General features: G+C 60.8%; 20 protein-coding genes. 7 read left to right on the top strand and 13 right to left on the bottom strand.

The window, feature by feature from the left end:
• The first annotated feature begins 130 nt into the window (after nucleotides 1–130).
• From DVJ77_RS14755 to DVJ77_RS14735, 5 genes are all read left to right on the top strand, one after another.
• Complete coding sequence (locus DVJ77_RS14755) at nucleotides 131–1,324, top strand: efflux RND transporter periplasmic adaptor subunit (protein WP_114846263.1); 1,194 nt, start codon at nucleotides 131–133, stop codon at nucleotides 1,322–1,324.
• Nucleotides 1,325–1,467: 143 nt separating this feature from the next.
• Complete coding sequence (locus DVJ77_RS14750) at nucleotides 1,468–4,662, top strand: efflux RND transporter permease subunit (protein ID WP_114846262.1); 3,195 nt, start codon at nucleotides 1,468–1,470, stop codon at nucleotides 4,660–4,662.
• Nucleotide 4,663: 1 nt separating this feature from the next.
• Nucleotides 4,664–6,154, top strand: a complete 1,491-nt coding sequence (locus DVJ77_RS14745; RefSeq protein ID WP_114846261.1) for an efflux transporter outer membrane subunit — start codon at nucleotides 4,664–4,666, stop codon at nucleotides 6,152–6,154.
• The gene (locus DVJ77_RS14740; RefSeq protein WP_114846260.1) at nucleotides 6,151–6,924 is read left to right on the top strand and encodes an SDR family NAD(P)-dependent oxidoreductase; all 774 of its coding nucleotides are present in this window, start codon (nucleotides 6,151–6,153) and stop codon (nucleotides 6,922–6,924) included. Before DVJ77_RS14745 ends, DVJ77_RS14740 begins: the two co-directional genes overlap by 4 nt.
• A gap of 18 nt (nucleotides 6,925–6,942) precedes the next feature.
• Nucleotides 6,943–7,404: a nuclear transport factor 2 family protein gene (locus tag DVJ77_RS14735; protein WP_225428018.1), complete on the top strand. Its 462-nt coding sequence runs from the start codon at nucleotides 6,943–6,945 to the stop codon at nucleotides 7,402–7,404.
• 16 nt (nucleotides 7,405–7,420) lie between these two features.
• On the opposite strand, the gene DVJ77_RS14730 is transcribed toward DVJ77_RS14735, so the two are convergent.
• From DVJ77_RS14730 to DVJ77_RS14685, 10 genes are all read right to left on the bottom strand, one after another.
• The gene (locus tag DVJ77_RS14730) at nucleotides 7,421–7,708 is read right to left on the bottom strand and encodes a hypothetical protein (RefSeq protein WP_225428017.1); all 288 of its coding nucleotides are present in this window, start codon (nucleotides 7,706–7,708) and stop codon (nucleotides 7,421–7,423) included.
• 2 nt (nucleotides 7,709–7,710) lie between these two features.
• Nucleotides 7,711–8,202, bottom strand: coding sequence for an ABC transporter ATP-binding protein (locus DVJ77_RS14725; RefSeq protein WP_318530928.1), 492 nt, complete (start codon nucleotides 8,200–8,202; stop codon nucleotides 7,711–7,713).
• Between the two features lie 23 nt (nucleotides 8,203–8,225).
• On the bottom strand, nucleotides 8,226–8,603 hold the full coding sequence (locus DVJ77_RS14720) for an ElaB/YgaM/YqjD family protein (protein WP_114846257.1): 378 nt from the start codon (nucleotides 8,601–8,603) through the stop codon (nucleotides 8,226–8,228).
• Nucleotides 8,604–8,685: 82 nt separating this feature from the next.
• Nucleotides 8,686–8,841, bottom strand: coding sequence for a DUF1328 family protein (locus DVJ77_RS14715; RefSeq protein WP_114846355.1), 156 nt, complete (start codon nucleotides 8,839–8,841; stop codon nucleotides 8,686–8,688).
• Between the two features lie 113 nt (nucleotides 8,842–8,954).
• Complete coding sequence (locus DVJ77_RS14710; protein ID WP_114846256.1) at nucleotides 8,955–9,578, bottom strand: YbhB/YbcL family Raf kinase inhibitor-like protein; 624 nt, start codon at nucleotides 9,576–9,578, stop codon at nucleotides 8,955–8,957.
• 64 nt (nucleotides 9,579–9,642) lie between these two features.
• Complete coding sequence (locus DVJ77_RS14705) at nucleotides 9,643–10,767, bottom strand: PQQ-dependent sugar dehydrogenase (RefSeq protein ID WP_114846354.1); 1,125 nt, start codon at nucleotides 10,765–10,767, stop codon at nucleotides 9,643–9,645.
• A gap of 85 nt (nucleotides 10,768–10,852) precedes the next feature.
• On the bottom strand, nucleotides 10,853–12,886 hold the full coding sequence (locus DVJ77_RS14700; protein ID WP_114846255.1) for a S9 family peptidase: 2,034 nt from the start codon (nucleotides 12,884–12,886) through the stop codon (nucleotides 10,853–10,855).
• 119 nt (nucleotides 12,887–13,005) lie between these two features.
• Nucleotides 13,006–14,010: a YheT family hydrolase gene (locus tag DVJ77_RS14695; protein WP_114846254.1), complete on the bottom strand. Its 1,005-nt coding sequence runs from the start codon at nucleotides 14,008–14,010 to the stop codon at nucleotides 13,006–13,008.
• Nucleotides 14,007–14,807 (bottom strand): lysophospholipid acyltransferase family protein, encoded by an 801-nt coding sequence (locus DVJ77_RS14690; protein ID WP_114846253.1) that lies wholly within the window; start codon nucleotides 14,805–14,807, stop codon nucleotides 14,007–14,009. Before DVJ77_RS14690 ends, DVJ77_RS14695 begins: the two co-directional genes overlap by 4 nt.
• Nucleotides 14,808–14,911: 104 nt before the next feature.
• The gene (locus DVJ77_RS14685; protein ID WP_114846252.1) at nucleotides 14,912–15,388 is read right to left on the bottom strand and encodes an Lrp/AsnC family transcriptional regulator; all 477 of its coding nucleotides are present in this window, start codon (nucleotides 15,386–15,388) and stop codon (nucleotides 14,912–14,914) included.
• 143 nt (nucleotides 15,389–15,531) lie between these two features.
• Here DVJ77_RS14685 and phhA point away from each other — a divergent pair, with 143 nt between their 5' ends.
• Together phhA and DVJ77_RS14670 are read left to right on the top strand one after the other, a co-directional pair.
• Nucleotides 15,532–16,419, top strand: coding sequence for a phenylalanine 4-monooxygenase (phhA, locus tag DVJ77_RS14680; RefSeq protein ID WP_114846251.1), 888 nt, complete (start codon nucleotides 15,532–15,534; stop codon nucleotides 16,417–16,419).
• A 361-nt stretch (nucleotides 16,420–16,780) separates the two neighbouring features.
• A complete protein-coding gene (locus DVJ77_RS14670; protein WP_114846249.1) occupies nucleotides 16,781–17,398 on the top strand; it encodes an OmpW/AlkL family protein in 618 nt (205 codons plus the stop codon).
• 39 nt (nucleotides 17,399–17,437) lie between these two features.
• Here the strand turns inward: DVJ77_RS14670 and DVJ77_RS14665 are convergent, their stop codons facing one another.
• From DVJ77_RS14665 to DVJ77_RS14655, 3 genes are all read right to left on the bottom strand, one after another.
• The gene (locus tag DVJ77_RS14665; protein WP_114846248.1) at nucleotides 17,438–18,121 is read right to left on the bottom strand and encodes an RES family NAD+ phosphorylase; all 684 of its coding nucleotides are present in this window, start codon (nucleotides 18,119–18,121) and stop codon (nucleotides 17,438–17,440) included.
• Between the two features lie 114 nt (nucleotides 18,122–18,235).
• Nucleotides 18,236–18,634: an MbcA/ParS/Xre antitoxin family protein gene (locus DVJ77_RS14660; RefSeq protein ID WP_114846247.1), complete on the bottom strand. Its 399-nt coding sequence runs from the start codon at nucleotides 18,632–18,634 to the stop codon at nucleotides 18,236–18,238.
• Nucleotides 18,635–18,825: 191 nt separating this feature from the next.
• Complete coding sequence (locus DVJ77_RS14655) at nucleotides 18,826–20,577, bottom strand: DUF885 domain-containing protein (protein WP_114846353.1); 1,752 nt, start codon at nucleotides 20,575–20,577, stop codon at nucleotides 18,826–18,828.
• Between the last annotated feature and the right edge of the window lie 31 nt (nucleotides 20,578–20,608).

Here is a 20,608-nt window from a genome sequence, read left to right as displayed (position 1 = left end):
ACCCATTCGTGATTTTCAGTCACTATTGCATTGCACAAGAAACGGATTTTCTAAACCGCGAAGTACACCTAATCTCTCGCGCCTCTGCCGGTGCTGTACGGACCGGTCCAATAATTCATGGGAGCGCATGATGAAAAAGCAATGGATCTTCGCCACTCTCGCCGTCGTTGCGGTCGCTGGCAGTTGGGCGGTGCTTGGTGGCCGCGGTAATTCCCATGCGCAGGCCGCTCCGGCCGGTGGCCCGCCAGCGGTCACTGTAGCCCAGGTGTTGTTACGCCAAGTGGACGACGCCGATGAGTTCACCGGCCGCCTGCAGGCCATCGACACTATTGAATTGCGTCCGCGCGTCAGCGGCTATGTGGACTCGATCCACTTTCAGGAAGGCTCTGCGGTGCACAAGGGACAATTGTTGTTCCGCATCGACCCACGCCCCTACCAGGCCGAAGTGGACCGGCTGACCGCCAATCTGGGCCAGGCCAATGCCGAACAGACGCTGGCCCAGGCCAATGCCGAACGCGGCCAGAAGCTGCTCGATCAGCATGCGATTGCCCGCGAAGAGGCCGATCGGCTGAACACCGCGGCGCAAAGCACCAAGTCGCAGGTCGCCGCCACCACCGCCGCACTAGCGGCGGCCCGGCTCAACCGTGACTTTACCGAGGTGCGTGCGCCCATCGACGGCCGGGTCAGCAATGCCATGGTTACGCCGGGCAACCTGGTTACCAGCAGTGATGTGCTGACTCGGGTGGTCAGCGTGCATCCCATCTACGCCTACTTTGACGTGGACGAGCACAGCTACCTCAAGCTCGACCAGATTCATCGCGAGCGTGGCGCCGCCCCGCAGGTATCGATGGCGCTGGCCAACGAAAGCGGCTTTCCGCATACCGGCCGCATCGATTTTGTCGATAACCAGCTACGCGTCGGCTCCGGCACGATCCGCCTGCGCGCGGTGTTCGACAACGCCGATGCCCGCTTCACCCCCGGCCTGTTCGTGAAACTGCAGTTGCGCAGCGACAGCAAACGTCAACGCGCCTTGATCGACGACCGCGCGGTCGCCACCGATCTGGGCAACAAGTTTGTCTACGTGGTGGGTAAAGACAGCAAGGTGGAATATCGCCGCGTCACGACCGGCCCCTTGCTGGATGGCCTGCGGGTGATCGATGACGGCCTGGGCGCCAACGATGTCGTGGTGGTCAACGGCTTGCAGCATGTACGCCCCGGTGCGGAAGTGACCCCGACCAAGGTCGCCATGGACAGCCGTAGCCTCGATGCCACCAAGCAACTCGCCCAAGCCGGCAGCGCACCCAAGGTGGCTGCACAGAAATAACCAACGATGACTCCCTTTCCTGCTCGTGCGGGAAAGGGTTGGAGGGATTAAGCCCACTCCCCTCCGAACCTCCTCCTGCGACCGAAGGGAGTCCCTTTTCGGGGCCGCCAGGGGGAGGGGCCAAAACCATCAGGACTGATTCGATGAAGATCGCTCAATTTTTCGTGGACCGGCCGATTCTGGCCGCCGTCCTCTCCATACTGATCGTGATTGCCGGCGGCATTTCGCTGTTCAAGCTGCCGATCAGCGAGTACCCGGAAGTGGTGCCGCCCACCGTGGTGGTGCGCGCCAGTTATCCGGGCGCCAACCCGAAAGTCATCGCCGAAACCGTTGCCACGCCGCTGGAAGAGCAGATCAACGGCGTCGAGGGCATGCTGTACACCTCGTCGCAGGCGACCAGCGACGGCGCCATGACGCTGACCGTAACCTTCGCGCTCGGCACTGACCTGGACAATGCCCAGGTGCAGGTGCAGAACCGCGTGTCGCAGGCGCTGAGCAAGCTGCCGCAAGAAGTGCAGCGACTGGGCATCACCACGCAGAAGAGCTCGCCTGACCTGACCATGGTGGTGCACATCACCTCACCGGATCAGCGCTACGACATGCTGTATCTGTCCAACTATGCGCGTCTGCATATCAAGGATCAGTTGGCCCGCCTCAATGGCGTGGGCGATGTGCAGATCTTCGGTGCCGGCGAGTACAGCATGCGCGTATGGCTGGACCCGCAGCGCCTGGCGATGCGCCAGCTCACCACCGGCGATGTGATCCACTCCATTCAAGAGCAGAACGTCGCCGTGGCGGCAGGTGCGTTGAATGCGCCGCCCGGTCCGGGCAGCGCGGCATTTCAGCTCAATATCAATACCCAGGGCCGTCTCATCAATGAGGAGGATTTCCTCAATATCATCGTGCGCACCGAGTCGACCGGCGCGGTAACTCATCTGCGCGATGTGGCCCGCGTCGAACTGGGCTCCAACAATTACGCCCTGCGCAGTCTGTTGAACAACCAGCCGGCGGTGGCGTTGCCGATCTTTGCGCGGCCTGGCTCCAACGCGATCCAGATCTCCGACGAAGTGCGCGCCCTGATGGCGGATCTGAAGAAAGACTTCCCGCAGGGCGTCGACTTCAGCATCGTGTATGACCCGACCGTATTCGTGCGCGGCTCGATCGATGCGGTGGTGCACACCTTGTTCGAGGCCATCGCCCTGGTGGTGCTGGTGGTGCTGCTGTTCTTGCAGACCTGGCGTGCATCGATCATCCCGCTGGTGGCGGTGCCGGTGTCGTTGATCGGTACGTTTGCGGTGATGCATCTGGCCGGCTTCTCGCTTAACGCCTTGTCGTTGTTTGGCCTGGTGCTGGCGATCGGCATCGTGGTGGATGACGCGATCGTGGTGGTGGAGAACGTCGAGCGGCATATCGAACATGGACTGGCGCCGAAAGAAGCCACCCGTAAAGCGATGAACGAAGTGACCGGGCCGATCGTCGCCACGGCGCTGGTGCTGTGCGCGGTGTTCGTGCCGGCGGCTTTCATCAGCGGCCTTACCGGTCAGTTCTATCGCCAGTTCGCGTTGACCATCGCCATTTCCACGGTGATCTCGGCGTTCAACTCGCTGACCCTGAGCCCTGCCCTTTCCGCCTTGCTGCTGAAGGGCCGCGACGCACCGAAGGACAAGCTCAGCATCTGGATCGAGCGCTTGTTCGGTTGGGTGTTCCGTCCGTTCAACCGGATGTTCGTCAGCAGTGCGAATAGCTATGTCAATGGCGTGAAACGCATCCTGCGCTCAAGCGGCATCGCGCTGGTTATCTATGGCGGCCTGGTCTTGCTGGGTGTGTTTGGCTTTGCCCACGTGCCGACCGGCTTCGTACCGCCGCAGGACAAGCAGTATCTGGTGTCGTTTGCGCAATTGCCGGACGCCGCCTCGCTGGATCGTTCCGAAGATGTGATCCGCCGCATGAGCGACATTGCGCTGAAGGAGCCGGGCGTGGAAAGCGCGGTGGCTTTCCCCGGCTTGTCGATCAACGGTTTTACCAACAGCACCAACGCCGGCATCGTGTTCGTCACCTTGAAGCCGTTTGAACAACGCCGCGATCCGTCGCTGTCGGCTGGCGCCATCACCGGCGCGCTGCAACAGAAATACGCAGCGATCCAGGATGCCTATATCGCGATCTTCCCGCCGCCGCCGGTCAACGGCCTGGGCACGATCGGCGGCTTCCGCCTGCAAGTGGAGGACCGTAGCGACCAAGGCTTCGAAGAGCTGTACAAGCAGACCCAGAACCTGATTGGGGCCAGCCGCAAAGTGCCCGCGTTGGCAGGCTTGTTCTCCAGCTACCAGATCAGCGTGCCGCAGATCGACGCCGATGTGAATCGCGAGAAAGCGAAAGCCGAAGGTGTGGATCTGGCCGATGTCTACCAGACCATGCAGGCTTACCTGGGCTCGCTCTACGTCAATGACTTCAACCGTTTCGGCCGCACTTATCAGGTGAACGTGTCGGCTGAGCAGGGCTTTCGTCACGAGCCTGAAGACATTCTTCAGTTAAAAACGCGCAATGCGAGCGGCGACCCGGTGCCACTGGGCTCCTTTGTCACCGTACGCCACAGCGTCGGCCCTGAACGCGTGATGCACTACAACGGCTACCCCACGGCGGAAATCAACGGCGGCCCTGCCCCCGGCTATAGCAGCGGCCAGGCACAGGCTGCGATTGAAAAGCTGGCGGCCGAAAACCTGCCCAACGGCATGACCTTTGAGTGGACCGAGCTGACTTATCAGCAAATTCTCGCCGGCAATACCGCGATGTTGGTGTTCCCGTTATGCGTGCTGCTGGTGTTTCTGGTGCTGGCCTCGCTGTACGAGAGCCTGGCGTTGCCGCTGGCGGTGATTCTGATCGTACCGATGGTGTTGCTGTCCGCGATTTCCGGCGTGTGGCTGTCCGGCGGCGACAACAACATCTTTACCCAGATCGGCTTGATCGTGCTGGTGGGCCTGGCCTGCAAGAACGCGATTCTGATCGTCGAGTTTGCCCGCGAGGCGCAAATCATCGATGGCATGGACCGCACCCAGGCGGTGCTGGAAGCGGCGCGTCTGCGACTGCGGCCGATCTTGATGACCTCGTTCGCTTTCATCATGGGCGTGGTGCCGCTGGTGACGTCGCACGGCGCGGGTGCCGAGATGCGTCACGCCATGGGCGTGGCGGTATTCGCCGGCATGCTGGGCGTGACCTTCTTCGGCCTGATCTTTACCCCGCTGTTCTATGTATTGATTCGCGGCTGGACCGAGAAATTCTCGGCGAGCCGCAAGGCGCACAAAGCCGCGCATGCGCAGTTGCCAGCGCTAGAGGAGCATTGAGATGGGTATCGTCAAAACACTTAAATCAAAAGCTGCACTCGCTCCCACCTGGACGCTGCGCCTGAGCGCCATCGCCACGGGCTTGCTGCTGGCCGGCTGTATCAGTGTCGGCCCGGATTATCACCGGCCGGTCGAAAAGCCATTGACGCTGCAAGGCGTGGATACGGCTCAGGCAGGCACGGCGAATTTTCAGGCGAAAAACTTTCAGGCCAGTTGGTGGCAGCAGTTCAACGACCCGACGCTGGATGCCTTGATCCAGCGTGCGGCGAAGAACAGCCCCGACCTGAAGATCGCCCTGGCCCGACTGGATGAAGCGCGCGCCCTGCTTGGCACGGCACGCGCGGATCAGATACCCACGATCAATGCGGACGCCAGCTTCACCCGCAGCCGTGGTCAGGTACCTGGCGTGACCGAGAAGCGCGTCACCGGCAAAACCTACCAAGCCGGTTTCGATGCGAGCTGGGAGCTGGACTTGTTCGGCGGCGTGCGCCGTTCAGTGGAAGCCGCTGGCGCCGAAGCCGCGGCCAGCGAAGCTTCGCTGCAGGATGCACAGGTCACGTTGTTCGCCGAAGTGGCGCGTTACTACTTTGATCTGCGTGGCACGCAGTTGCGCATCGACGTCGCCAAGCGCGATATCGACAACCAGCGCGAATCGCTGCGCCTGATCCGTGCCCGCTCGGATATCGGCACCGGCTCGGAGCAAGATGTCGCCAGTGCCAATGCTCGACTTAGCGCGGTTGAAGCACAGCTACCGGTGCTTGATACCCAGGCGCACGCCGATGAATTTCGTCTGGCCGTGCTGTTGGGCGAGCGGCCCGGCGAGCTGGATATCGATCTGACGGCGAAGGGCTTTAAGCCGATCGATGTATCGCTGCCGATCGGCGACGCCGCCGATGTGCTGACGCGCCGCCCGGATATTCGCATTGCCGAGCGGGAATTGGCCGCTGCGAATGCGCGTATCGGTGTGGCCAAGGCGGATTATTTTCCGCATATCACTCTGGGCGGCTTTATCGGTTTTCTCGCCGGCCGCAGCAACGATTTCGGCGGGGCTTCGACGCGCGCCTTCTCGCTCGCGCCAAGCATTCGCTGGTCGGGGCTGAACGTACAACGCGTACGCTCCAACGTGAAAGCCAACGAGGCGCGTGCCGATGCGGCGCTGGCGAATTACCAGCGCACCGTGCTGCAGGCGGTGGAAGATGTCGACAACGCGCTGGTCGGCTTCAACCTGCAACGCGACCGCGTGCAAAAGCTGCTCGACCAGGCCACGCAGAGCCGACGCGCGGCTGATCTGGCCCGTGTGCGCTACAACGAAGGCGCGGCTGACTTTCTGCAATTGCTGGACGCCGAACGCACGCAGTTGAGTGCCGAGGATGCACTGGCCGAAGCGGAGGCGGCGATCAATCTGCGTGCCGTCACGGTGTACAAGGCCATCGGCGGCGGCTGGCAAGCCTGCGCCGACGAACGCTGCAGTCAGCTCACCGCCGTGCCATGAGCGCGCTGCCGTTTCCGCGAGCGCTGCGTCAGTCCTCTCGCGGGCATGCGCTCGCGGTGGAGCCGCCGTTGTCGCAACGGGTCGCCCTGGTCAGCGGCGCCAATCGCGGCCTTGGCCTGGAGGTGGCGCGCCAACTGGCCGCCAGCGGCATGAGTGTGTTGCTGGGCTCACGCACGCTGGCTGCCGGTGAGAAAGCGGCGCGGCAGATTCGGCGCGATGGCGGCGACGCGGTTGCCGTGAAGCTCGACGTCACGGTGCAGGCCGAGATCGATGCGCTGATTAAACGCATCGATACGGACTACGGTCGTTTAGACGTATTGATAAACAATGCCGGCGCCTATTTCGATACGGGCGACCATCCGTCTTCGGTCGATATCAATGCGGTACGTGGCGCACTCGATACGAATCTGCTCGGTGCCTGGCGGCTATGCGAAGCCACGCTGCCGTTGATGCGACGGCACGGCTACGGCCGCATCGTCAATGTTTCCAGCGGCTGCGCCGCCCTTGCCAGTGACGGCGAGGGCTGTCCCGCCTATCGCGTGTCCAAGGTCGCGCTCAATAGCTATACCCGCATGCTGGCCGCCGAACTACGCGGCAGCGGCATCCTGGTCAATGCGGTGTGCCCCGGCTGGGTGGCCACCGATATGGGCGGCCTCGGCGGTCGCCCCGTCACCGAAGGCGCGGCCGGCATCGTATGGGCTGCCTGCCTGCCCGGACAAACGTCGATCACCGGCGGATTCTTTCGCGATCAAATGCGTATCGCCTGGTAAAACCTCATGGAGATTTTGATGCAAACAGTGACTGCTCTTAGCGATCGTACCGAGATCATCGATGCACTCTACCGCTTCGGCGCGGGTCAGGATCTGCGTGACCGTGCGCTGTTCGAGTCAGCATTCGCAGCGAATGCGACACTCGATTTCACCGGGCCGGCGCAGCGCCTCGGCGTCACCATTCCGGTTTTCGAGGGACGACAGGCCATCGCCGACACGATATTTGCGGCCATCGGCGGCCTGGACACCACCCATACCGTGACCAATCCGCGCCTGACTGCTTATGACGGCGAACGCGCGACGCTGTTCGCCCTGGTCGAAGCGCAGCATCTACCGCGCAACGATCACAGCCGTCACCTGCTGCTCAAGAACATCTATGTAGTTGAACTATCCAAGCACGGCGACCAGTGGCTGGTCGAACATATGAAGATCGACGTCGTCTGGTTGACCGGCGATCCCAGCGTGCTGTTTCCGGCGTAAGGCGGCGATGTCTCGGCTAGGGCGTATCGTCGGTGCCGCCGGCCGCGAATTCAGCAATCAACCGGGTCGCTTGGGCCACTACTTCAGCCGCCGTGCCGCTGAGTAGTGCGCCAAGCCCCGGTACACGCAGCGGATGCATATTGAGCTGGCCCAATACAAAGCCGGCGCCCGCGGCGACCCCTACCGTGCTTAAGGGATGACGTTTGCCGCGTGCCAGTAGTGCCGCCGCCGGTTCGACCAACGCACCGCGCGCCTGCGTAGCATTCTTGTGCGCAGCGCGTACCGCATGGATTTGCCTGGACATGCTCACGTTTCGTCCTCTCGCTTCGCCTCGGCCTTGAGCTTGGATTTGCGCTGAATATCGCGCATCGTCGCGCCCCACTCGCTACGCGTCACCGGCAGGCTAAGCCAATGCATGCAGCGGCGAAACAGCATCACGGCGGCCAGCAAAAACACTAATTGCAGCAGCGCCAATACGACCAAGGCGCCAACCCAGGTACCAAACCACTGCGCCAACACGACGCCGATGAGGCCAAGTAAGGTCAGGCCCAAGCCCACGCCCGCCACCGTGGCGGCCAGCGCCGCCAGCAGCATCCAGGAAATGGCGCTATGCGCCAGCCCCAACTCGGCGCTCAACAGTTTTAGTTGCGCGCCGAACAATTGCTTGAAGCCATGGCCTAGACGGCCAAACTCATCGAGCATGCTTGATGACGGCGATGCCGGCGAAGCAGCGGACGGCTGTGCTGTTTCGGCCGGATCGTTATCGGCGGTATCGTTTGAAGACCCCGGTGACTGCATTCCCTGCCCTCAGCGCGGCGCGATCAGCGGCGCAGAATGCGACCGAGCAACCAGCCCGCGCCCAAGGCGATGGCTACTGACTGCACCGGTTTTTCACGTACGTATTCGCGTGCCTTACTCAGCCACTCGTCGGCGTGATCCATGGCCTCGTCATAGGCTTCGCGGCTGCGCTCTCTGACATCGGCGGCTTTTTCGCTGGCGAGCGTTGCGGCGTGAACGGCTTTGTCGGTAGCGCGATGCAGCCCTTCCTCGACATGGTCAGCGGCACGCGCAACGGCTTCTTTGGTGCCGTGCACCGCACTGGAGGTTGCGTGTTTGATCCGCTCGGCGCCTTCCTCGATGCGTCCGCTCGTGCTGGCTTCGGTTGCCTGCTCTAAGTGCGCTTCATTTGGCTTGTTCATCGTGACTCTCCGTAACAGGGGATCCCTTTAGCGGGGTTTCACTGTACAGCAGTCGTCACTCTATAGAGCATGAACAAAGCGCTCATTGCGTTCGTCGGACGAACGCAATCACGGCAAAGATCAAGAAAACCACACATAAAATCTTCGCCATGCCGGCTGCCGCACCGGCAATACCCGCAAAACCAAATACCGCGGCAACAATGGCGATCATCAGAAAGATCAACGCGTAGTGAAGCATGGCGGCATCCTTTTCAGAACGGGTGAGATCCCGCTTGGGCTCGCCCGACCGCCATTCATTCACATGTCACGCCACGCGAGCGTGAAGATCGCGATGTTTACAGCCGTGTGTTTTTACGCTTGCACGGCGGGATTGAGACTATAAGTGCCTACGATATCGGCTTCGGCCAGGACATGGCCGAGCATGGCCGCCCGCAATTCGTTCAGGGTGAAACCATCGGCCAGCTCCAGGCGCTCCACATCCAGCGCGTGAATACGAAAGTGATAGTGATGCAGCAAAGCATCATTCCATGGCGGACAGGGGCCGTCATAGCCGAGGTATTCGCCGCCCATGGCGGCATCGCCACGAAACCAGGCGGTGTAGTCGTTCATGCCTTGCACACTACCGGGCGGGCCGTAAGGCACACGCTTGCCACGCGCAACAATACCTTCGCTACAGGCGCCGGCAGCCAGCTCGCCGCATTCGACCGGGATATTGGCCATCAGCCAATGCACAAACTCCACCCGCGGCAAATCGGCCGGCACGGTGCGGCCTTCTATGTTTACGTCGTCTGCTTTGCTGGGCACGTCGACGTCTATACAAGTCAGCACGAACGAGCGCGTCTGCCGTGGTGCGTCTTTCCATGCCAGGTGCGGGCTCTGGTTATCCGATAAGGCAACCGGCGCGCCCGGTTTGCCGAACGCAAATTCCGCGGGAATCGGCTGACCATTCTGGAAGTTGTCGCTACGCAGTTGCATGTCGTTTCCTCAAATCAAAGCATGGCCATGCATCGTCACAACGATGCCAACCGTTATGACGACCTTACGGTTTGGACAGTGCGCCAGCCGGCGCGGAATTTGAACGTGCATAGGTAACGCGGTACACCGCACCGGCCAGATCATCGCTGACCAGCAGGCTACCGTCTGCTAACGGCTGCACATCGGCGGGACGACCCCATGCTTGTTCGTTCTGCTGGAAACCTTCCAACAGGGGCTCATACGAGGCCACCTTGTCACCGTTCAGGCGTACGGTCATGACGCGATATCCCGATTTTTTGCTGCGGTTCCACGAGCCATGTTCGGCAATGATGAGCGCACCCTTATAGCTGGCCGGAAACTGGCTGCCTTCATAGAAACGCAGACCCAGCGATGCGACATGCGCGCCAAGCTTGAGCACCGGCGGCGTGTAGTCCTTGCAGTTCTTGCCTTTGCCGAATTCGGGATCGAGCGTGTCGCCCTGATGGCAATAAGGAAAACCGAAATGCTCGCCGGCCTTGCTGAGTTTGTTCAACTCATCGCTGGGCATTTCGTCGCCCATCAGGTCGCGACCATTATCGGTAAACCACAACTGATGGCTGCCGGGGCGCCAGGTGAAACCAACGGTATTGCGGATGCCGTAAGCGACGTCTTCGCGGCCGCTGCCATCGGCATTCATGCGTACGAGCTTGGCGTAGTCCTTGCCTTTGTCGCAGATATTGCAGGGCGCGCCGATGGGTACGTAAAGCTTGTCATCCGGGCCGAAGGCGATGAATTTCCAGCCGTGGTGGGTCTCGGTGGGAAACTTGTCGTTGACGACTTCGGGTTTCGGCGGCGTGTCGAGATGATTCTCGATGTCGCGCAAGACCAGAATTTTACTGACCGCCGATATATAAAGATCGCCATTCTTGAAGGCCACACCGACCGGCAACTGCAGACCACTGGCGATGACTCGCACTTTGTCGGCGTGGCCGCTGCCGGTGCTGTCGGTCAATGCATAGACTTTGCCGGCATCGTTCGATCCGACAAACACCGTGCCCTTCGCACCTAGCGCGATCTCGCGCGCATTCGGCACTTGATCGGAGTAGACCTCGATATGAAAACCCTTGGGCAGGGACAGCTTGTCCAGTTGCACTGCAGCCATCGCAGGTGCGGCCGCCAGGCAAAGTATCCAGCAGAGCATCGTACGCATCGTCATCGCTCGCGCAGTGGGGAAGAGCGCGATCATACCTCCGCCGCCAAATCTCCGGTCCGTCTTGCCGGACCGGAGTCGATGCTTACTGACCCATACCCAGCGCCTGTCGCAACCCAGGCACAAGCGCCTCGCCGTGCGGCACGGTTGCGCTCGATGCCTTCAGTGCGCCACCGATCGGCTCCATCCGCCCGCCCAGGCACTTGCCGAGGAATTGTTCCGCGACGGCGTTGAAGGCGACGCTGTTTTCCGGCCGCGCGAAGCCGTGGCCCTCGTCGGGAAACAACACATAGGTCACCGGGATGTTTCTGGCTTGCATCGCTTTGACGATCTGATCGGACTCGGCCTGATTGACGCGCGGATCGTTGGCGCCCTGTCCGATCAACAGCGGCTTCTTGATCGCGTCGGCCTTGAACAATGGCGAGCGATCATGCAGAAGCTGGCGGCCGGCTGCTGTCGTCGGGTCGCCCATGCGCTTGTAGAACTGCACCTTGCCTGCTTCCCAATAGGGCGGAATGGTCTTGAGCAGGGTCGCCAGATTCGACGGGCCGACGATATCCACACCGCAGGCGAAGGCGTCCGGGGTGAAGCTCACACCCACCAGCGTGGCGTAACCGCCGTAAGAGCCGCCCATGATCGCGACCTTGTCGGGCTCGGTAACCTGGTTCTTGACCGCCCACTGCACCGCATCGAGCAGATCGTCGTGCATCTTGGCGCCCCACTGCAGGTCACCCGCCGAAATGTACTTTTTGCCGAAACCGGTCGAGCCGCGATAGTTCACCGAGAGCACGGCGTAGCCGCGATTGGCCAGCCATTGGTGATAACCGTTATAGCCGTATGAATCGCGCGCCCACGGGCCGCCATGCACGAACAGCACCATCGGCAATGGGTGATCGGGCTGGCCCGGATGCTTGTAGTCGCTGCCCGGTGGCAAGGTCAAGTAGGACACCTCGGTGAGACCATCGCGGGTGCGGATCTCTTGCGGGTACATGGGCGCCAGCGTGGCCTTCGCCAATTCGGGCCGACTGACGAACAGTCGGGTCAGCTTTTTCGCCGCGCGGTCGTACAGATACGTGGTGCCCGGTGCGGTGACAGGGTCCACGATGACGGTCCAACGATCATCTGCGTCGGTACGTGAAGTGATCCAGATATTGCCTTTCAACTGGGACTTGAGAAAGCTCAGGTCACCGGCGATAGCCGGATCAATCGCGCTCCACTCGGTCTTGAGGTAATCGACCGAATAGGCCTGCGCCTTGCCGGTCTTGGGATCGAGCAATACCTCGCCTACGTCCGCCCGGGGGTTTTCAGCCAACACGGCGGTGGTGCCGCTGGCCACGTCTTGTGCCACTAATGCTGCTGTATCGCGACCGCGTGAGTCGAGCCAATACAAGGTTTTGCCGTCGTAGGTGAAACCTGCCGGCGTGGTCGTTTGCGAATCATCCAGACCGACACTGGCGAATGGCTCGGCTTCGACTTTGTCGTCTTTGAAGCGGAAGAAATCCGTGCCGCCGTCGGTGCGCGACTTCTGCGCCAGGCGAAGCGTGAGGGTGTCGTCCGCCACGAAATTCGCGTAGTCGCCCGTATTCTCGAACACCTTGCTCAACTGGCCGCTGTTGAGATTCACGCTGTACACATCGTGCCAGCGCGGATCGCGATTGTTCACTCCGATCAGGATGCGATCCTTGATGCTCTGGCTGGTGCCGAGCACCAGCACGCGGGTCTTCTCGAAAGGCGTCAGCGTCTGCTGCTTGCCGCTCTTCACCTCGGCCTTGTACAGCAGGAAATTTTCGTCGCCGCCCTTATCGTTGACATAGAGTATCGACGACGAGTCGGGCGACCAGAAATACTCCCGGATCGGCCGTTTGTTCTCTACGGTAAGCGGATGCCCTTGCGTGGGCTGGTTGATCGGGGCCACCCAGACATTCAATACACCATCTCGCGGCGCGATCCAGGCCAGCCACTTGCCGTCTGGGCTGAGCTTACCGCCCACCTGACTGGGATTGCCGAACAGTACGGTGCGTTCGATCAACGGCGGCGGCGTCGTTGGCGCCGTATCGGCCATGGCCGATGTCGATACAGAGGCCGCCACGATGGCGGCTGCAAGCAGCAACTTATGCATGCAACTCTCCTTGGCACAATCAAGTCATGGGAGCCAGCTCACGCCATCGTAGCTTGCTGCTTGCCGGTTGCCGGTATCGCGTGCCAGTAGTCACTTAAAGCATGCTTGTTGCCCGGCGATCAGGTACCCACGACCGCATTGAAACGCGCGGCAATGTAGTCATCGGTGAAACTGGTCATATCCATGCCGCGGATAAAGCCGCAGTGGCCGCCGTACTGGGCAATATCCAGTTCGACGTTCGGCGGCAACTCAAGCCGCTCGAAGGCGCCGACCGGAATCACCGGGTCATCGCGCGCGGTAAGAATCGTGGCGGGAATCTGCAATGCCTTGAGCGCGCTATCGGCGACCGAATAGCCGTCCAAATAGGCCTGCAATGAATCGAAATCGGTATGCCGGACCACCAATGCCTCGGTAAGGCCGCGCAGGTCCTGATCCAACTCGGCCAGCTCGAAATACTGCTGCTGCGGAAACGCCGCTTGCTTGGCTTTCAGCGAACGCCGCCATTTGTGCATGAAGTAGGCGCGATAAAACCATGGCGCTTCTTCTTCCAGCGAGAACAAACCCTCGCCCGGATCGATGATGGGGCACACCGCCAGCGCATAGCGCAACGGAATGTTCAGTTCAGTGGCGCGCAATGCGGCACGCAGTGCAAAGTTGCCGCCCAGCGAGAACCCTGCCAGAACCATTGGCCGTGCGGGCCAACGCTTCGCGATGTCGGCCAGTGCATTGACGATTTCGTCGATACGGCAGGAATGAAACAGCGCTTCGTTGAGATGATGGCTATCGCCATGGTCGCGAAAATTCAGCCGAAACACATCCCAGCCGTCAGCGAGCAATCGGCTGCCGGTTTGCAACACATAAGTGGAATCGACACTGCCTTCCCAACCATGGAAAAGCACGGCCAGGCCGCGCGCCTGCGGTTGCGTTTTTTGCGCGGTATATGCGCCGGTGAGGCGCACTCCCTCACCGCCATCCACCATCACCTGCTCGGCACCTTGCTGCACCGTGCGGGCTGCGCGCGGCAGTAGTTGCCGACGGACGCCGCTAGAGGAGAGCATGGTTTGGATGTGGCCGCTGCGCAGCGGCCACGGCGGACGGAAATCCTTTCCGCGCGGTAACGTCATACGTCGTCCCTCTCCAGGGCAGCGGCAATCCGCTCCCGCGAGAATTCGGCCATGCGCCGACGCGCATCGGGGGTCGCCGGCACCGGCTCAAGGAAATGCACCTCGGCATCCAGCGGCGCTCCACCGAGCAAGCGTAGAAAATTCTGCATGAAGTTTTCGCCGTCGCGGAAGCCCGCATCGATTACGCGCTGCCCACGCCGGGTGAAGCGCAATGCGACCGGCTGCACCGCCACGTCGGCATCCAGCGCGGCTTGAAAAATGCGCGCGTGAAACACTCTCATCACGCCGTTGTGGCCGGTGCCGCCTTCGGGGAATACCGCCACCGAACGGCCTGCGTGCAGGCGCTCGACCATCACCTGCATCACGGCGGCCAGCGAATGGTTATTGCCGCGACGGTGAAAAATAGTGCCGCCACTCGCCGCCAGCCAGCCGACCAACGGCCAGTGCGCGATTTCCGCCTTGGCGACAAAGCACGCGGCGCGCTGGCTATGCAGCAACTCGATGTCGGTCCAGGAGGTGTGATTGGCGACAAACATCACCGGATCGGCCAGCGGCTTGCCGACCCGCACCGAGCGCAAGCCAAAGATGCGCAGCAGTACGGTCGACCACCAGCGGATCGTGCGATGGGGTAACGGCTCGCGGCCGTTCTTCATCACCGCTTGCTTGTTCCAACTCAGAATCAGCGCGCACAGCAGCACGCCGAACAGCACGTGTAACAGCAGCAGTGGCACGCGCCAGAAATAGCGCAGGGGACGCAGCAGATCGCGGGACGGTAAGGGGACAGTATCGGTACTCATCGGTCCGGTTAGTTTAGCGTTATAGGAACCCCGAAAAACCTATGCCATGCAACCCATTCGTTGCGATCGTTTCCGTCGCGACAAACACTGGCCGAGCTGAGCGCTCAACGTTCCAGTTGGGTAAGCGGTAACGCTGCCGAGCGCTTCACCGTACGCAAGACAAAACTGGAATTGACGTCGGCAACGCCGGCGGCATTGAGCAGGCGATCGAGCACAAAGCGTGAAAAATGCTCCAGATCGGTGACATAGATATGCATCAGATAATCCATGTCCCCGGTGAGCGCATAACAGGCTACGACTTCATCCCAACCGTTGACTTGTTCGGCGAAGCGTTCAACGGCGGCGCTTTCGTGCTTGCTAAGTCGTACCCGCACAAAGGCCTGCAGCCCCAAGCCCACGGCTTGCGGATCGACTTGTGCGCTGTAGCCGGTAAGGATGCCCTCGGCCTCCAGCCGCTGTAATCGGCGCAGACAGGCCGACGACGACAGGCTGACCCGCTCGGCCAATTCGGCATTGGTAATGCGGCCCTCGCCCTGCAACACAGCGAGGATGCGCAGATCAGTACGGTCTAAGTCGGCCATGGCAAGAATATGCCGCCCAAATGATGAATTGCACATGATTATTGCGCAATCGGGGTAAATATGCGCAACGAAACAATCACCGTGCGTGGCATCGGACGTATGCTGTTGTCCGCACCACCGATATCTCGTTAGCCGGAGTCGCCATGGACACCCCTCGCCGAGTCGAACACCAACAAACCGATCGCGGCTACGTGCCGGTTTACGCCACCGGCGTGGTCGAGCAACCGTGGGCCAACTACAGCCGCACCGATCACGAAGTGTGGGACACCTTATTCAAGCGCCAGCGCGAGCTGCTTCCTGGCCGCGCCTGCGCCGAGTTCATGGCTGGTGTGGAGCGCTTCGGATTGGGCGACGGCGGCATTCCGAAGTTCACCGAGCTAAACAAGGTGCTAGGTGCGACCACCGGCTGGGAGCTGGTTGCCGTGGAAGGCTTGCTGCCCGATGAGGTGTTTTTCGATCACCTCGCCCATCGCCGCTTTCCGGTGAGCTGGTGGATCCGCAAACCCGATCAGCTCGATTATTTGAGTGAGCCGGATCTGTTTCACGATCTGTTTGGACACGTGCCGCTGCTGCTTAATCCGGTCTTTGCCGACTACATGCAGGCTTATGGCCGTGGCGGCATGAAGGCGTTCGCGATCGGTCCCGACGCGCTGATGAATCTCACCCGGTTGTACTGGTACACGGTGGAGTTTGGTCTTATCCATACCGCCGAGGGTATGCGCATCTACGGCGCCGGCATCGTCAGCTCCAAGGGCGAGTCGATCTACTCCCTGGACTCGCCATCGCCGAACCGCATCGGCTTTGGCTTGGAACGCGTGATGAGCACGCGCTACCGCATCGATACTTATCAACAGACCTATTTCGTGATCGATAGCTTCGAGCAACTGTTCGAAGCCACTCGACCCGATTTCACCCCGATTTACGCCAAGCTGAGTGAGCAACCGGCTCATGCCGCCGGCGCTGTACTCGACAGTGACCGCGTATTCACGCGTGGCGATCGCATCGGCTGGGCCACCGGCGCCGACACTTAATGCGGTTGTCATTGGGTAGGTTGGGGTGAGCGAAGCGAACCCCAACAACGTCCCATTGTCGCGCCATGCCGTGTTGGGTATCACTTCGTTCAACCCAACCTACGTGCTTCGCTTAGAGGCTGCTCACGATCTCCGGGTGGCCCGTAGCGTGACCGTCTTCACCCCCTCGTGACAAATCCATTACATAGAATGACCACGCCTTCTCGGGGGGGTGGCGCGATATGACATGTGCTTTGTTCCGAATGACTGTGGCAAACGCCGCTTTCGGGGCAGGCAGGTGCGCGCGCTTGATCAAGATCAATCGCCCGTGAAAACGCAGCGTAAGCATCAGATCCATTCTCTTGACTAGAAGGATCCATCCATGAAATTCGCTCTGACACCGCTCGCGGCGGCCACCATGCTCGTGCTGGTCGCCGTCACACCCATCGCTCACGCCGCCGATGATGTTTGGGTGCTGCGTTTTGGCGCGCACGTGGTGGCGCCAAAATCCGACAACGGCCAGTTAGCCGGCATGCGCAGCAGCATCGACAACGACACCAAGCCAACGGCCAGCATCGAATATCTGTTTACGCCTAATCTGGGTGCGGAGGTGCTTGTCGCGCTGCCGTTTCAGCACGACATAAGCTTGAACGGCACGCGTCTGGCGTCCACCAAGCAGTTACCGCCGGTGATCGGGGTGAACTATCACTTCATGCCTGAAAACACGGTGTCGCCGTTCCTCGGCGTCGGTATCAACTTTACCCATTTCTACGACAGCAAGGGACAGGGCGCACTGAGTGGCTCGCATATCACCATCGACAACAGTTGGGGTGGCGCGCTGCACGCCGGCCTGGATGTGAAGATCAATGAGAACTGGATGTTCACTGCCGATGTGCGCTGGATCAATATCGAAAGCGATGTACACCTCAACGGCGTCAAGATCGGCAAGGCCAAGGTCGATCCGCTCGCCTATGGTCTGAGTTTGGCTTATCGCTTTTAAGTGATCGCTGCTTAGAAACTGTTCGCGCGGCTGGCCAGCTCAGCCGCGCTTCCATTCGTCGACAGTCAGCACTTGCGCGATGCGCTGGCCATCCCAGCGGTACAGCAGGTGCTGGTCCTGCGTGCACGGCCCTACGCGATCGGGATAGAACACCGCCACGCATTCACCGCCCTGATGACGCACGCTGTCGTAAACCACACCATCGGAACCGGCCGCGCGTAGCTGACGAGCAAGCGCGACGCTGGCTGCATAGCTGTGCGGATCGTGCGCGCTCAACCAGCCACCACGCAGATCGTGCAACTTGCCCTGGATGGTGGTCCGGTAGCAGCGCACCTCGCTATCGCACGGCGGCTCGGCGGTGGCAGCGAGAAAGCGCTCGCGATGGTAGACCGTTTCTTCCACCGCGGTGGCAACGCTGTGCGCGGCATAGAACACCCCCCAACTGCCATCGGAAAAACGACTGCCGTCGGGATTCAAATGAGTAAATGCCGCCATCACCGGGGTGCTTCCGGGTCCGCTGATCCGTCGTGCGGGCGGCACCAGGCGCAACGCGCCGAGCTCTTCGCGCAGGCGTGGATTGGTCAATGCTTCGATAGCGAATAATGCTTCCAGATCGCCGGGATCGGCAATGCGATCGAACACGCCGACGGGTGGAAAGCGGCTGGGTACGATGCGATACGCCTGACTCCAGCGGATGCGTTTAAGCGGAGGTGTGTCGGCCATGACAGCGCAGTCTTCAATGGTTGATTTGAGTATGCGCTGCAGGTGTCTCGTCATCTGCGACGCGCGACGCATTCACTCATGCGTGCGCAGAGTGGCTTAAAGAATAACCTGCGATCAACCCCAGCCGCGCTGTGCGTCGAGGTATTGCCGCACGACATAGAGATCGGCGACGTTGCCTGACAGCATTCGTTGCAACGCGGACTGACCGCCGAACAACGGCGCCTGATTCGGTCGATGCACCCAGGTGTCGGCTTGTTGTGTATCGGGAAACAGAATCTGTAGATCTTTGTAGATGCCCAGCAGATAACTGATGCGTTCAATGACATCGCGACTCAGGCCACCGCTTTGCTGACGCTTCCATTTGTAGAACGTCGACTCCGGTGGTTCGCCCAGCAACTTTCGCTGGTCGGCAATGCGCAACTCCCAGCGTTCGGCCAGATTGAAAAAGGCCCGCAACGCCGGACCGCTGAGGTCCGCGGCGGGTACGGTTTCATGCAGGAGATGAGCCACCATGAGAAACTCTCCGCGTGTAGTTGTTTTGTATAATACTTCACACATGCACCTATACGCCAGCATCACAATTCGCTGACTGCTCGCGCATTCAATGCTGTTGGTCGGTGTCGCCAGGCACCGACCAACTTAAGGCAATACATTGAATTCAATGTGTATTTTCAGCCATCGGCCGACGAATCACCGGATACAAGCTAGGGCGCCTTGGCCTTTGCGCAATCACAACCAAAATCCGGTTCAGGTCCGCCGTCGGCAATAAAGCGATCAATGCGCTGTTCCAGCACCGGCAGCGGTACCGAACCCAGCGCGAGTACCGTGTCGTGGAAGTGGCGGATATCGAACTTCGGGCCTAGTGCCTGTTCGGCCTTATGCCGCAGTTCCAGCATTTTCAAATAGCCCAGCTCATAGCTGAGCGCCTGGCCCGGCCAACTGATGTAACGGTCTACTTCATTGGCGATCTCGCGATCGGACAACGCGGTGTTCTGTGTCATGTAGTCGATCGCCTGGCTGCGGCTCCAGCCCAGATGATGGATGCCGGTATCCACCACCAAGCGGCAGGCGCGCCACATTTGATAAGTGAGATAACCGAAGCGCTCGTACGGCGTCTTATAGATGCCCATCTCGTTGCCGAGATATTCGGAGTACAAACCCCAACCTTCGCCGTAAGCAGAGATATAACCATCGCGGCGGAACGCCGGTTGATCGTGCTGCTCGGCCGCCAACGCCAATTGCAAGGAATGCCCAGGCATCGACTCGTGCAGAGTCAGCGCGGGCATGTTGTAAAGCGGACGCGATGGGAGGTCGTAAGTGTTGACCAGATAACTGCTCGCGCCGCCACGGCCGGAGGTGTAGTACGGCGCGATGTCCGCCGGCACCGGCACGATGGCGAAGCGCTGCCGCGGCAATCGGCCAAACAGCTTGCCAAGCTGTGCATCGGTTTGTTTGGCAACCCATGCGCTACGCATCAATAGCTCGTCCGGCGTCTTGGCGTAGAACTGCGGATCGGTGCGCAGGAAGTGCAGAAACTCGGCGAAGCTGCCTTTGAAACCGCTCGCCTGCATGGTCTTGACCATCTCGGCGTGAATTTTCTCGACCTGCTCCAAGCCGATCTGGTGAATGGCGTCCGGGCTTTGATCGAGCGTGGTGTACTCGATGATTTGCTGGCGATACCACGCCTTGCCGTCGGGCATCGCTTCGGCGGCCAGACTGGTGCGCGCCTGCGGTAGGTATTCCTTGCGGAAAAAATCGAGCAGATGGGCGTAGGCGGGAATCACCTTATCGGCGATAACGCGACGTGCCTCGGCCTGCAGTTGCTCGGCTTGCGCGGCGGGCATGCTCGCCGGCAGGTGCAGAAACGGCTGATAAAAGCCGCTTTGGGTGGGGTCCTTCAACTCGGCCACCGCGACAATCGACACATCGCGGCCGTTCAATACCGCACGTGGCACGGTGAAGCCGCGCGCTAGGCCATCGCGCATATTGTCGATCTGCTGCCCGAAATAGACCGGCACCTCACTGAGGCGATCGAGGTAGCGGCGGTAGTCCTGCGGCGTGCGCAGATCTTCACTGCCCAGCTCGTAGCCAAGATCGCTCCAAAACGCCGAGTCGCTGTTGAACGGCATCTGCCACTGCTTGAACTGCTGCACGGCGAGCAGGTTCTGAATTTGCGCGCGATACACCGCGTAGTTGATCTGCTCCTCGGCCGAGAGTTGTTTTACGTCGATGCCGTCGAGCTGGTTGAGCACTTGCTGCCAACGATCCAGTCGCTGCTGCTGACTGGCCGCATCGACGCGATCCAAGCGCCCGTTATTAGGCTGCGCCTCGCCGGAGGTCTGGATGCCGGCCTGGCCGGTGCGCCAACTCCACTCCTGCTGGTACAACTGGCGAAAGCGCGCGTCGGTGTTTTGCGTATCGCCGGCGAAGGCCATGCGTGCCGGCGTCGTCAGCATCAGCGCGGCCAATGCCAAGCCCAGGGTCGTA

The organism is Dyella tabacisoli (assembly GCF_003350925.1).
In the GTDB taxonomy this organism is placed as follows: domain Bacteria; phylum Pseudomonadota; class Gammaproteobacteria; order Xanthomonadales; family Rhodanobacteraceae; genus Dyella_C; species Dyella_C tabacisoli.
The sequence above is the reverse complement of the archived record's forward strand: the minus strand, read 5'-3'. Positions and strand labels throughout refer to the sequence as shown.

Excerpts from the sequence above, each read along its gene's own strand:
- DVJ77_RS14755 (WP_114846263.1), top strand. The coding sequence starts at position 131 with ATGAAAAAGCAATGGATCTTCGCCACTCTCGCCGTCGTTGCGGTCGCT.
- DVJ77_RS14750 (WP_114846262.1), top strand. The coding sequence starts at position 1,468 with ATGAAGATCGCTCAATTTTTCGTGGACCGGCCGATTCTGGCCGCCGTC.
- DVJ77_RS14745 (WP_114846261.1), top strand. The coding sequence starts at position 4,664 with ATGGGTATCGTCAAAACACTTAAATCAAAAGCTGCACTCGCTCCCACC.
- DVJ77_RS14740 (WP_114846260.1), top strand. The coding sequence starts at position 6,151 with ATGAGCGCGCTGCCGTTTCCGCGAGCGCTGCGTCAGTCCTCTCGCGGG.
- DVJ77_RS14735 (WP_225428018.1), top strand. The coding sequence starts at position 6,943 with ATGCAAACAGTGACTGCTCTTAGCGATCGTACCGAGATCATCGATGCA.
- DVJ77_RS14730 (WP_225428017.1), bottom strand. The coding sequence starts at position 7,708 with ATGTCCAGGCAAATCCATGCGGTACGCGCTGCGCACAAGAATGCTACG.
- DVJ77_RS14725 (WP_318530928.1), bottom strand. The coding sequence starts at position 8,202 with ATGCAGTCACCGGGGTCTTCAAACGATACCGCCGATAACGATCCGGCC.
- DVJ77_RS14720 (WP_114846257.1), bottom strand. The coding sequence starts at position 8,603 with ATGAACAAGCCAAATGAAGCGCACTTAGAGCAGGCAACCGAAGCCAGC.
- DVJ77_RS14715 (WP_114846355.1), bottom strand. The coding sequence starts at position 8,841 with ATGCTTCACTACGCGTTGATCTTTCTGATGATCGCCATTGTTGCCGCG.
- DVJ77_RS14710 (WP_114846256.1), bottom strand. The coding sequence starts at position 9,578 with ATGCAACTGCGTAGCGACAACTTCCAGAATGGTCAGCCGATTCCCGCG.
- DVJ77_RS14705 (WP_114846354.1), bottom strand. The coding sequence starts at position 10,767 with ATGCGTACGATGCTCTGCTGGATACTTTGCCTGGCGGCCGCACCTGCG.
- DVJ77_RS14700 (WP_114846255.1), bottom strand. The coding sequence starts at position 12,886 with ATGCATAAGTTGCTGCTTGCAGCCGCCATCGTGGCGGCCTCTGTATCG.
- DVJ77_RS14695 (WP_114846254.1), bottom strand. The coding sequence starts at position 14,010 with ATGACGTTACCGCGCGGAAAGGATTTCCGTCCGCCGTGGCCGCTGCGC.
- DVJ77_RS14690 (WP_114846253.1), bottom strand. The coding sequence starts at position 14,807 with ATGAGTACCGATACTGTCCCCTTACCGTCCCGCGATCTGCTGCGTCCC.
- DVJ77_RS14685 (WP_114846252.1), bottom strand. The coding sequence starts at position 15,388 with ATGGCCGACTTAGACCGTACTGATCTGCGCATCCTCGCTGTGTTGCAG.
- phhA (WP_114846251.1), top strand. The coding sequence starts at position 15,532 with ATGGACACCCCTCGCCGAGTCGAACACCAACAAACCGATCGCGGCTAC.
- DVJ77_RS14670 (WP_114846249.1), top strand. The coding sequence starts at position 16,781 with ATGAAATTCGCTCTGACACCGCTCGCGGCGGCCACCATGCTCGTGCTG.
- DVJ77_RS14665 (WP_114846248.1), bottom strand. The coding sequence starts at position 18,121 with ATGGCCGACACACCTCCGCTTAAACGCATCCGCTGGAGTCAGGCGTAT.
- DVJ77_RS14660 (WP_114846247.1), bottom strand. The coding sequence starts at position 18,634 with ATGGTGGCTCATCTCCTGCATGAAACCGTACCCGCCGCGGACCTCAGC.
- DVJ77_RS14655 (WP_114846353.1), bottom strand. The coding sequence starts at position 20,577 with ATGCTGACGACGCCGGCACGCATGGCCTTCGCCGGCGATACGCAAAAC.